The organism is Ensifer sesbaniae, assembly GCF_013283665.1.
Taxonomy (GTDB): Bacteria; Pseudomonadota; Alphaproteobacteria; order Rhizobiales; family Rhizobiaceae; genus Ensifer; species Ensifer sesbaniae.
The window spans coordinates 98914-111671 of the sequence record NZ_JABEKU010000004.1 but is presented as its reverse complement, the minus strand read 5'-3'; the positions used below and the strand labels follow the sequence as shown (position 1 = coordinate 111671).

Annotated in this window: 6 protein-coding genes; all 6 read left to right on the top strand. The window is 58.7% G+C overall.

Translation table 11 applies throughout. The features are described 5' to 3' along the window. Positions 1-23 precede the first annotated feature (23 nt). On the top strand, positions 24-278 hold the full coding sequence (locus BHMPCIPO_RS31590) for an EscS/YscS/HrcS family type III secretion system export apparatus protein (RefSeq protein WP_083265289.1): 255 nt from the start codon (positions 24-26) through the stop codon (positions 276-278). Next, positions 275-1093, top strand: a complete 819-nt coding sequence (sctT, locus tag BHMPCIPO_RS31585; protein ID WP_173520730.1) for a type III secretion system export apparatus subunit SctT — start codon at positions 275-277, stop codon at positions 1091-1093. Before BHMPCIPO_RS31590 ends, sctT begins: the two co-directional genes overlap by 4 nt. Next, entirely contained in the window at positions 1090-2127 is a 1038-nt protein-coding gene (locus BHMPCIPO_RS31580; protein ID WP_173520729.1) for an EscU/YscU/HrcU family type III secretion system export apparatus switch protein, read from the top strand. Before sctT ends, BHMPCIPO_RS31580 begins: the two co-directional genes overlap by 4 nt. A gap of 861 nt (positions 2128-2988) precedes the next feature. Continuing rightward, entirely contained in the window at positions 2989-3942 is a 954-nt protein-coding gene (locus BHMPCIPO_RS34025) for an Effector protein NopP (protein WP_512698619.1), read from the top strand. Positions 3943-4145: 203 nt separating this feature from the next. Further along, complete coding sequence (locus BHMPCIPO_RS31570) at positions 4146-4421, top strand: hypothetical protein (protein ID WP_173520728.1); 276 nt, start codon at positions 4146-4148, stop codon at positions 4419-4421. 2541 nt (positions 4422-6962) lie between these two features. Further along, on the top strand, positions 6963-12716 hold the full coding sequence (gene xopAD, locus BHMPCIPO_RS31565; RefSeq protein WP_312033087.1) for a XopAD/skwp family type III secretion system effector: 5754 nt from the start codon (positions 6963-6965) through the stop codon (positions 12714-12716). Positions 12717-12758: the final 42 nt, after the last annotated feature.

Here is a 12758-nt window from a genome sequence, read left to right as displayed (position 1 = left end):
CTCAGTCCAGCATTTTTACTTTTATGAACCAGTCGTTGGTGGTTTTCATGATCTGGATTCTCCCACCGCTCATTGCATCAGTGATTGTTGGCCTGGTCGTTGGTATCATCCAGGCGGCAACGCAAATCCAGGATGAAAGCTTGCCACTCACCGTGAAGCTTTTGATCGTTGTGGCGGTAATTAGCCTGTTTGCCCCTGTTCTGAGCGCGCCGCTTCTAAGGCTGGCCTACCAGATCTTTGCGGAGTTTCCCACAATGACCCCAAGCTATCAGCCTTGATCGTGATTGCGTCCGAAATTCAATCCCTGATCCATGAGGCTATTGAGCTCGTCGTCGCAGCCGGCATAGGCGCGGCCCGCGCAATGGGCCTCATGATGATTCTTCCTGTATTTACACGGGCTCAAATAGGCGGGCTCATCCGCAGCTGCCTGGCTGTAGCCTTCACGCTCCCGTGTTTTGCACCCGTCAGTCACGGGTTGCAGACGCTGGATCCTGAGACACGTCTGATTCAAGTAACACTACTGGGAGTTAAGGAGATCTTTGTCGGCTTGCTACTTGGCACTTTTCTTGGCATCCCGTTATGGAGCCTTCAGGCCGCCGGTGAGCTTATCGACAACCAACGCGGCATCAGCAGCCCATCAGCTTCGTCAGACCCCACAACGAACAGTCAGGCTTCCGCTATGGGAATTTTTCTCGGGATCACGGCACTGACGATCTTCGTGGCGTCGGGAGGCCTAGAAGGTGTGGTCAGTACCCTCTATGGAAGCTTTCAGATCTGGCCTGTGTATCGATTTCGCCCCACGTTCACCGCGCAAGCAGCTATGGAGTTATTGAGGCTCCTGGATCACACAATGCTCACGACCTTGCTGGTCTCTGGACCCGTAGTGTCCTTCCTTCTGTTAGTTGACATATCAATGATGATATTGAGGCGCTTTGCGCCGCAGTTCAAGTCCAGCCAACTGTCACCAATGATCAAGAATATCGGGTTTCCGATTATTATGATTGCCTACACTGCCTATCTCATCGAGGGGATCAGCCTGGAGATCACACAAGCGAATGGCGCGCTTGAGTGGATGGACAAGCTGCTGAAATGAGTGACACGAGTGAAGAGAAGACACACGCCGCCACCCCGCACAAGCTAAACGAAGCGCGCAAAAAAGGGCAGATTGCGCACAGTTCCGATTTCGTCCGTGCGGTCGCCACTTGCGCTGGGTTCGGCTACCTTTGGCTGAGAGGGAGCGTGATACAAGACAAATGCCAGGAAGCGCTATTAGTGGTCGACAATCTGCAGAATCTGCCCTTCAATCTAGCGGTCCGGCAGGCACTGGTCCTGCTGATCGAACTCACATTCGAGACGGTTGGACCACTGCTTGGAACTCTCGTCGCCGCGGTGATTTTGGCCGGGTTAATAGCCAATGGTGGATTTGTCTTCTCACTGGAGCCGATCAAGCCCAACCTCGAGAAAATTGACCCGTTTGAAGGGCTGAAGCGCATGGCCTCTGCGCGTTCTGCTGTGGAAGCCGGCAAGACGCAGTTTAAAGTGATGGTCCTGAGCACGAGCTTTCTCCTCTTCCTTCTCGGAACCTCGAAAACGATGGTCTATTTGCCTATCTGCGGCATCGGCTGTATCGGTCTCGTTTTTACGCTGGTGAAGCTGCTGAGCGCGATTGGCGCCGCTGCACTTTTGGTCGGCGGACTAATCGATCTGCTGTTGCAGCGTGCTTTGTTTCTGCGAGAAATGCGCATGACAAAGAGCGAAGTGGCGCGCCAGCTCAAGGAACAGGAAGGCACGCCGGAGCTGAAGAGCGAACGACGTCGCCTACGCGAGGAGTCCGCGCACGACCCTCCCCTTGGCGTGCACCGGGCCACGTTGGTGGTGAGGGGGAAGGGCATACTCGTTGGTCTGCGTTACGTTCGTGGCGAGAGCGGGGTACCGGTCTTGGTTTGTCGCGCCGCGGGCGAGGCTGCTTCAGAATTGTTGAATGAAGCGCGGGCGCTACGTGTCTATGTTGTCGATGATCATGCACTTGCGCATCAGCTCATCAGCACAACGAAGCTGAGCGAGGCCGTTCCTGCGCAATGTTTCGAGTCTGTCGCCAAAGCACTCTTTGCCGCAGGCGTGGTATAGATGCGACCATCGCCTTGGCCGGCCGCATGGTTTCGCAACAATACGGCGCGAGATGGGCCGATCCTAGTCTTGAAAGGCGCAACCGTATCTACAGCCGCGGATGGCGTCAAGATCGAAAAAGGCTTTTCCAATGTTGCGCGCTTCAACGGTCCGGTCCTTCTCGACCTGATCGAGCGGTGCCCTCCAGAGGACAGCGGTCCGTGGGGATCCGAGCAATCCCTGTGGCCCTTGCCGACAGCAACCATGAACGGCACGGCGAATTGGTCACACTACGATTCCACCGTGAGCGCGACGAACAGCCTACCTTTTCTTTGCTGATTGCGACCGCGAGATAAGCTTCCTCCTCCATCAACAGACGAAAGCCGTGGGATGCTCGTCGCGCACACATCCCATCAAAGTCCATGTTGCGAAACTCAGCGACGACGTCGACGCAATAGCCGCAAAATGGAAACGCCGATCACGCAAGAGAACTCGAGCCTGCGTCCCTCGGCGAATGCTTACAGTCTGGCCGTCACCATCGCTGGCTGTGGATACGAACGAAATTCAAGGGAACGCTCTCGCTCAAGCGGCTCGTCAATCTCGCGCGCGTGCAGATCGAGACAGCGACATCTACGAGCTCTATTGCGCCACGTAGGACCCTGGTACCGCCTTCCTCGTGCGGGCGCAGACGAACAGGCTGGCCGAGTGTCGCCCCAAGATCCTGGCCTTCGCGCCTTCGCCCAGCTTGCCGCGGCGCTCTTGGACGGGATGTCATCGCAGTTGATCACAACGGCCCGACTTGGCTGCAGGTGAAGTGCTATCAAAACCTTGACCGGTTTGCACGACATCGCTTTCGGCATCTCTATTGGATCAAGCTCGACGATGTGGGTCAATCGGAAGCCCTGCCGGATGGATGACCGTGCATCCGGACAACGCCTTCGTCAGCCAGTAGTCAGCCAAATCGTCTATCTAGGGCTGCCACCAAGCAACCTAACTCACTGCAAAACACAGGAGCGAATCGTCATGTATGGTCGAATTGGTGACTCTTCTGATATCCACTACACGCGTTGGGGGAGGCGGCAAACGGATGCAGCAAGCCAAGAGTTCGCGGCCACGTTTGCCCGGATGCACATAACCGCATCGGCTTCCAGCGGCGGCTCATCGTCAGCGGCTACGCAAGCTTACACCCTCCAAGCCAGCCCTCCGGTGGTGCAGATCGACAGATCTACTTTCCGGAGGGAGGCGAGGCAATTTCACGGCGCTGAGATCACGCGCATCGCAGACAATCCACAAGAGTATTCGGAATTCATATCATCACGCGCCAGACGCACTGCGGACGTTGCTAGTCAATACAGCGTGCGTCGAGACTCGGAGCACGCGCGATATTACAGCTACCAACTGGGAGACCACTGTGTTGGACTGCTGAGAACAGAAGGCGGATTCAGCATGACTGAGTTCGAATCCGAAAGGTGGCGGGAACAATTTCCCGGTCGGACTGAGGTCACCTCTATAGTGGATCTTCAGGTAACTCATCCGCTCGTCGAGAATGCAGGCGATATTCTGCTGGAGCATCAACTTCGGAGGGACGGCGAACGACCGTTACTGAATTGGCGTGCGGCTAATCCAGAAGCACAAGCCCGCGCAGCGACGATGGGGTTTGTTGAAGTGGATGATGGCGACATGGTCCTTGACCCTACTCAGCATCCCGACAAGTGGACGAAGAACAGTGCCGGTGAATGGCAACGTGTAGGCAAGCCGCAGCAGTATCTCTGCAAAACTAAGGATAGCGGGAACACTGAACCAAGTTCAGCCTCCTATGAGGATGACTTTATGTGATCGGACGCTCGTGGAGATAGCGGCGATGGCGGGCCGCCGATGGCTATGTGCCGTGTCCATTGTCATGTGCGGTGAGCGAAATGGCTCGACCGAAACGGCAACGCGCACCACGGGCGGCCCCGACCGGCGCAGACTCAAGCGGAGCAAGCTACCGCCTGAGCATTGCAAGTGCTTTAGCGAGCGCCGCACCGAAGTCTGCAGCCATGTCAGAAACGTTAGGAGGAGACGCATCGGGCCTCCATCTATGTTTCTTCAACGTATTCGCCGGAAAGTTCGGCAGCTTCCCGGCCAGGCTGTGCGTGGCGGTCACTCCGATCGATCTCGTGGTGAAACTGTTGAACCCGCGCCGCAGGCAGTGCAACTTCCAGAGCGTCCTGTGGCCTAAATCCGCTCAGGCGGGATGGGATATTGGCGATGAGATTTACGTGTGCATCTGGGCGATTGCACATGTCAGCCAAACCCTGGCCAACGAGCGCTGAACGACACCAGCCCGCAAAATGATAGGCACGGCATTTTCGCCGTATCGGAGATGGAATATGACGGTCATTGGCCCACCTGGGAACTCGCGTATTAGGAATGCTGGGGCCGACAATATTTCGGGATCAAGCAGTTCGCGCTCGCAATCAGGCCCTCCCCTCGCGGAGGGCCGCCAAAAGTTCGATTCCATCCTGGGGGTGATGCACTCTGGGTCTCAAGGCACAGGTGCGTTCTGCGCACGCACTGCCGACGAAGACCCTGGGGAGAGGTCGTCCGGCCCTTCCGCGGGCGCACGGCGAGCGCTGGCCGCTGTTGTTCGAGCAACCGCGCTGACAAGAGCAGGCGCCGTGCGGCGGCGCCGTCTTCCCTCAGTCCCGGAGGGTGATGCCACAGTCCTAGTCGCTGACCAGCCGTCGAAGTCGGACATGGCAGTCCCGCTTTGTATAACCGCCGGACAAATCGAGGCAGAAGATCAACAGATGAAAGGCTTGCTTGCAGAATTTGAGTCTAGCCGCCTTGAAGCTAGCCTAACCGCCAACCGAGGCCTTACCCTGGAGGAGAAGCAAGAGGCGCTTGATCGAATCGTCGATGCAGGCTCAACAGTTCTGGAATATCACGCGAGTCTGGCCCCAGGGAGCGCTAGCATTCTGTCCAATGATCAGGCGCGTCTAACCCGGGATCTGGTGCTCGATGCGGCATCGGAATGCATGGAACTCGCCAAGGACGGCATGCAATTGCTAGAGATTCGTAACAAGGCGCGCGCCGTGCTCGCCTTGGTCCTCCGATCCAACCCCAGCCCCGCCCAGCTGAGCCAAGCGGTTTCCAGTGTGGCAAGGCACTATATAGCTTGCGTGGAGTTTTGGGAAAAGAAGACATGGCGCGCGGAACGCATCCAGTTAGCCTATGCCGTCACTGCCAACCTACCAAATACAAATGCCGAGATCCAGCAGGCTGAGGAGGCCAAATTGCGACTGCATACCGGCTCGACACTGATGTCGAGGTTCATGGTTCTGCAATCGCGGATCGAGCTGGCGCGGTTGTTAATTGAGTCACGAGCGAGCAGTTTTCAAGCGCCACTGAGGGAAATGCTTATTGGTGAGAACGGGCGAGTACCTCTGTTGGATGCCCTCAGCGCCTCAGTTTTGCCGGCGGTGCATCGGACGCGCGGTGCTCTTCAGACCAAGGCAGGGCGCCCACTCGACTCGGTAGACTGCTCCGTTCTGCAAGGCGTCATGGAGAGGCTTTTGGATTTTGCATCGGCGTTGCCCGACTTGCTTGGCAGGCTGAGCGACGACCGAACAGGTGCCGACCTCCCGTTGGACTTGTTGGGTCAGATAGCGGAAGGCGCGCGAGGCACTGCGGACCAAGTCCTGCACCTCTTGGACCTGCAGCCAACGAGATCATCCATCAGCGAACGGCCGGCTGCCGCTGTGACTGCGACCGACACTACCGACCGGGCTGTGACGGAGAGGACTGCAACGGCCGAAGGCACTTCGACCCGCGGGAAGGGGAAAAGCAGGCGCAAGCCCTCGGCTGGCGCCCGAAGTTCGGCCACCGGGCGACCGGAACCGCAAGTCGTTTCGGGCAAGAACGATACGGCGCAAGCAACCGAGCTTCTCTCCCTTGGCAACAGGTCATCGGGCCCCTCCATTAGTCCACATGGAATTGCGGACGCTGCGCCCCTTGCAAGCATTACCGCGGGGCGTGTTCTTCCCTCATTGTCGGTTGATGGAGCGCGAGCTCGAGAAAAAAGCTCCGTGGGCGAACCCGGCGATCAAGGACCCGGAACCTCGCAACCGGACGCGCTCCCAAGTGTTAGCCAGACTGTGGGCATTGGGGATGCTGGATCAAGCAGCTCGCCCCCGCAATCAAGTCACGCCGTTGGACAGAGCAGCCAATCGTCCGATGTCGGCTTGCAGCGGACGCTCGCTGGCTCCCAATATAGAACAATGTCCTATGCTCGCGTTGTGCTAGGGGCAGACGAAGCCCTTGGCGACAAATCCGCGGATTCATCCATCGGTCCCTCCCGAGCCATCACGGCTCCGCGACGGGCAGCCAGTGGGCCTCAGCATCATTCTACCCAAGGTCCGCAAGGCGAAGCAACAGCCAGGGAAAGAAACTCTTTGCGTTTCCATGAGAACTGGCGGCTCCGCGATCCAAAGCCGAGTCGCTCGCAACCAGACACGCTCCCACCTCAGAAGCAAAGCGAGCCCAGGCCAGCGGCAGGAGCGAGACGGCGGCGTTTCGACAATGTTGCCGCACAGAGCTACAACGAAGCACAACTCAATGACGCTTTACATGAGATTTCCTTCGCTCATGGCATCACTGAATTCTCGTGCGCTGTGGTGAAGTACGACAAGAGTCTGCAAGGCCAGGCACATCATGCAACATTCCTCCAAAGGGCCGCTTCCGAGTTCACTCGTCAATTTATTCCAAGATGGGAGCAAGATGTCCGAGTCCGCAATACCTGGGGGTACGCCACCTCCTGCAACGCGATCAGCCGGGAAACTGGCGGTCAGGCAGGCATGGAAGCTTGCAGCGCCATGGCAGCTCAGGTGTCGAGGCTCGGCAGCGCGCTGAACGACGTTGAAAGTAAAACGCTTTCGCTGTTCGTATTGTCTTTCAGTCGCTATCCCCGAGTAGCGGAATGTCGCAATGGAATAATTAGTATCGCCAAGGTTTTTCATGAGCAACGCGGAGCGCTTTCGGAGCTCAACGGTCAAAGTCTGGGACTGCTGGTCAACGGCTTTAGCAAATGGCCGGAACACGAGAACGCTCGTAAAGCCGCGATAGCAGTTGCCGCCCAGATTCGCCGCCGCCCCGCCGGGCTGTCTGATTTTGGTCCGCAGAACTTGGCTATCGTTGTGAACGGTTTGAGCAAGTGGCCGAAAGAGGCGGAGTGTTGCGGCACTATCAATGCAATCGCCGATGAGGTCTGTCACCGCGCCAATAAAGACGCCAATCTATCCGGGTTCAATTCGCAGGCTCTGGCAAACCTGGTGAACGGCTTCAGCAAAGCGCCGGAACTGGTACACTCACGCCAAGCAACCGTCGTCATAGCCGATGCGGTCTGTCGCCGCGCCGATAAAGACGCCGATCTATCCGGGTTTCATCCGCAGGATCTGGCGAACCTGGTGAACGGCTTCAGCAAGTGGCCCGAGGACTGCCGCGGAGCTATCGTCGCGATCGCGCGGGCGGTGGCTCGCGCGGCCGCCGAGCTGTCGGGTTTCATTGGGCAGGATCTGGCGAACCTGGTGAACGGCTTCAGCAAGTTGCAGGCGGCGGAGTGCTCCCGCGCTTCCGTCGCAATTGCCAGTGAGGTCTGTCACCGCGCAAGCCGCCCCGAGGTCGGGCTCTCTGATTTCGATCCGCAGCATTTGGCGAACCTGGTGAACGGCTTCAGCAAATTGCAGGCGGCGGAGTGCTCCCGCGCTTCCGTCGCAATTGCCGGTGAGGTCTGTCGCCGCGCAAGCCGCCGCGAGGTCTGGCTTTCTGATTTTGATGGGCAGCATTTGGCGAACCTAGTGAACGGCTTCAGTAAATGGCCGCAGGAGGAGAATTTGGGTCACGCCACCAACATCGTCGCTGGCGAGGTGCTTCGCTGCGCCGACCAGCTACCTATGTTTGATGCGCACCACCTGGCGAGCCTGGTGAACGGCTTCAGCAGGTGGCCGCAATCGGAAAACTCCTATCAAGCCACAGTTGCGGTCGCAGGTGCCGTGGTTAGCCGCCCCGGGCGCCTCCAGGGATTCACTGGGCAGGATCTGGCGAACCTGGTGAACGGCTTCAGCAAGTGGCCCGAGGACTGCCGCGGAGCTATCGTCGCGATCGCGCGGGCGGTGGCTCGCGCCGCCGGCGAGCTGTCGGGATTCAATGAGCTAGATCTGGCGAACCTGGTAAACGGCTTCAGCAAGTGGCCCGAGGACTGCCGCGGCGCCATCGTTGCGGTCGCGCGTCAGGTCGGTGGCCGGGCCGACCAGCTGCCTGTGTTTGGTCCGCAGGCACTGGCGAACCTGGTGAACGGCTTCAGCAAGTGTCCTGACGAGGCGGGCTGCGGCGACGCCGTCGTTGCCATCGCTGCGGAGGTGGTCAGTCGCGCCAGCCCCAGCGACCTGCTGCCTGGATTCGATCCGCAGGCACTTGCGAACTTGGTGAACGGCTTCAGCAAGTGGCCGCAAGAGGAGAAATCACGCCAGGCCACCGCGGTGATCGCCGGCGAGGTAATTCGCAGCGCTAACCAGCTCCCTGATTTTACATCGCAGCACCTTTCGAACCTGGTGAACGGCTTCAGCAAGTGGCCGCAAGAGAAGAAATCACGCCAGGCCACCGCGGTGATCGCCGGCGAGGTGATTCGCGACGCCGATCGGCTCTCTGGTCTTAGCTCGCAGCAGCTGGCAAATCTGCTCAACGGCTTCGACAGGTGTGCGGAAGAGGAGGCATGCAGTCAGGCGGTTTTGGAGATCGCCCGCAGACTTGGCCCGGCCGGTCGAACATACCGTCATTTTACGACGCACGGGCTCTCCAGTATCGCCAATAGTTTGGCGCGTGGGGTTATGAGGAGAGAGGACGCCGGAGAGATCGCAGAGGCCGCGCTGCTGAAAGATCGACTACACAAACTGGCTCATTATCTTCATTATGCGAGCGATCGCATCGGCGAGGCCGACGCGGTGGCCGTCACGAGCATCTTGAAGGCGTTGGCCAAGGCCCAGTTGCATGACGATCTTAGCTTGCTCGCAGCCCCTGGAATAAATCGACTGAGGCAATTGCATCAGGCCCCTGGCTTTGCCGTTGAGAACAACCTCGAAATTATGGGAAACATTTGCGCCGCTCTGCTGCCGCTGGCGCGCAGCCCGCGCAAGCAGCTGCGTTGGCACCGAAGGCAGGCTTTGAACTTGCTGAATGATATCCAACCTATCGTGGAGCACAAGATCGAGGCCCATCTCAGGGCAAGCGATGCCGAGCGGAACCGCGGGCCGAACTCGACACGCCGTCCCGCGCTGTCGATTTATCAAGTGCTCAAGGCCCGTGCGAACCTGGCAACATTGCTGCGGCGGCCGTATGTTGAGGGCAGCAAGTCTGATTTGCGTGTGAGGCGCGACGAGCTGCAGTCCAAGACCAAGGAAATCCTGGACAGCACGCGCGAGCTCATCGAAAGCGACCTTTCCAGCATGAGTTGGAACTTGATCGCGCAAATCGAGGCTGAACGTCCGATCGATGCGCTCGACACGTTCGTGGCGCAGAATGCCGCGACGGTCCAAGCCCAACATTCAGCGTCCGTCTTCGACGTCCATCAGGTTCTGCGAGCCATGGACCATGAACCCAGAGCGCCGCAGGGTGAGGCGGGATTGATGCGATTGCCGGTAGTCGACATGCAGGGCCGGCAACTGGCCACGGACCCCGAGACGCGCTATTCGATCTTTCATCGCCTGACCTCGGGGGCAGTGAAGATGGTTGCGGTGCAACTGCCAGGAAAGCCGAGCCCGTTTATGCTGGCACGCACGTTGACCGTCGAGGGCGTGCCATACCGCATGGATCTGTTCGGCGGAAGCAAGTTAAAGCCGCCGCGAAAAACCCTTTCCCAGATCGCAGCCAAAGTTCCAGGTCGGGGGGAACCAGAGCCTTCCGGCGGGAAGCTGCTGGCGATTCCCTATGCCGAAACCGCACCAGGCACTTCCTTTGAGAAGCTGTCGCGCGCCTGGGCACCTTTCAAAGAGGCATATTATTACACTCAGCGCCGGGGTCTTGCCGCGCCGCCGGCTCTCAAGGACTTAGGTCCTCACGATTATGCGCTGGAAGGCGCATTCAAACTGTCGTTGCTGCCGGACCGCCCTGCCAGTGAACATCCCTTCAAGCTAACTGGGCGGGAAGGCCCGATTGCGTTGCGACCGCATGACGGCTGCGGCTTCATCAAGGCTTCGCTGGCCACTCGTATGAAGGCTGTTCGCCTGGCCGGCGGGCAGGAAGGTGCTGATCGGGTGCCTGCGTTTGGTGAAGGAAGGAGATCGTCCCTGCCTGCCACGGCGCTGCAACATTATCCGCGAAGCGAGATGGTGGCAAATGAGGTGCGAGAGAAAGCTAAGATTTGGCTCGATAGCCGACAGGGGCAACGACTGGCGGCCGAGGAGTTGTTTCGAACCCTGACTAGCGGACATATCGACGGTCCCGGCGCGGTTGCGGTACCGTCCGGTGATGAATGTCTCCATGTGCCGACGCTCAAAAGCGAGACCTTGACGGGGACGAACGGCGTGCTGATCGGGCGCTCGCCGTACGATAAGCCGAACCTGCGGCCAATCGCCACCGACCTGGTCAGGTCAGCCGCTGGTGGGGACCCGACAGCAGTGTTCCTCGACACGTGTGTGGCCATGCAATACAGCTTTAATGTCGCCCAGAAATCGGGCGAGGAACTCGCGGCCGACGATCCGACTTTCTTTGCTAAAGGCATTCTGATCGTCGTGCCGGACGAGATGTGGCCGGCCAACTACGCCGATCGTGCGCTGGTGATGTCTGCGGAGGACGTCAAGTGCCATTCGCAGTGGACGACGGGCAAGGACCGCGTCAAGGAGGATACGGCACTCGACTGCCTCGGCGTCCTGCAGGCCACCGAGGTGTTTGCCCCGGGCTCGTTGATCGCCGTGCCGACCGGTGAACAGAAAAAACTTGACGGCGACTTCGACGGCGACACCGTCATCATCATCGGCGACCGGCCGCAGCTTTATGAGCATGTGCGTGAATTCGATGAAAAGGAGCAAGCTCTCGGACTTCCATCGCTTAAGCCGCCAAAATCGCATACCCCAGCACTTGACGGCGACACCTACCAGTTTGGTCGCGCCAGCCAGATTCTCGCTGCCACCCAGGATGTCCTGGAAGCTTACAGCGGTCTACAGCGAAACTTTCTGGCTCAGTCTCATGAAGCACGGCGCTGGTTTGCGGAGCGAGCCATCTTTGGCACCTACGAGGGCGTCCACCATGAACTCCGACGCGACATTGGTCAGTTGCTAGGCCGGGAAGAGGTGAGCGGCCAGGATATCGAGAACCTGTTTGCGAGAGCGAGGCGCGAGATCGGGATCGCTCAACATCCGGTTGCTCGCGAAATGGCCGAGTTGCTCGTTGCCGACCTTGAAGCATGGGCAGAGGGGCATGAGGTGGAGCCAATGCCCGAGACAGTCGAACACGCGGAGGGCACCGAAAGCACGACGCTCAGCGCAGCTGTCTCAGATCTTCTCCCGGATTTGGCGGATGCCTATCCGGCAACTTCTCAACCAACAGACCGCATCCGGGCTTTGATCGACAACTATCCGGCGCGGATCGATCCTCGCCCGGACGGTTACAATCCGGATGACCTGGTGCAAAGCGCAAACAACCTCCTGAGCCTCGGCATCAAGGTCGGCACCGACGCCTACAAATCCAATACTGGCGCTCAGCTGTTTTCGAAGAAGAGCCGGGACCTTCAGCGGCTGCTGCATACAACGCCTGGCTTGAGGTCCGTGCCATACGTCAAGGGCCTGGCAGCGTCTCTCAACCATGGAAGTTTTGACTTCAGGGCAGCCTTGAAGGACTTGGAAGACAATCCCACCCTAACGGCTTCAGTCATGCAAACCTCGATCAGTCTCGCCGTGGACGAGCGCATCTTGCGCGAGCCCTCGGGCTTACCGCCCGCAGCAGCGAATTCCGATGAGACGATTACGCTGACCCGCGAGGAGGCCTCAGAGCGCGCTAAAAGTGAGGTTGCCCGCGCAATGAAAGAAGAGGGCAAAATCACCGCAGCGGCACTCAACGTCGCTGCAAGCCTCAGAAAAATGGGCATCCAGGTGAAAATGCCTCATTTGGAGCGCCGGCTGAGATCCGAACGCTCCATACGAGAGCAGCTCGCCGGAACGAGCGTTTCATCCGACAGCACCCAACAGCTGATCAGCAGTGCGGTACGCCACGTCTTCGAAATTCCTGACAAGGATTTTACACGTGCCTTCAAGGCAGCCATTCTGGCGTTCGAGGAGCAGGATTACACCGAAATCGAGGTGACCAACTGGTTCAAGTTCGAGCGTCCCGCTTATCTCGGCATCCACACGGTACTTGCCACAGCGGCAGGCTACCGCTTCCAGATGGAATTCCACACCCCGGCCAGCTACAGCGCCAAAGTTGACAACCACGATACTTATAAAGAGCTGCAGCAGCTGAAGCGCCGCGATGCTCCTGAGAAGACAGAGGAACTCGAGCAGAAGGTAATAGAAAACTACAAGGCCGTTGGCAGACCCGATGACGTGCTGAGCATAACACACTGGAGCGATGGTAAGGGGTAGCGTCGCAGTAGCTGGATTGCGAGCTGCGGGACAAGCACGAAA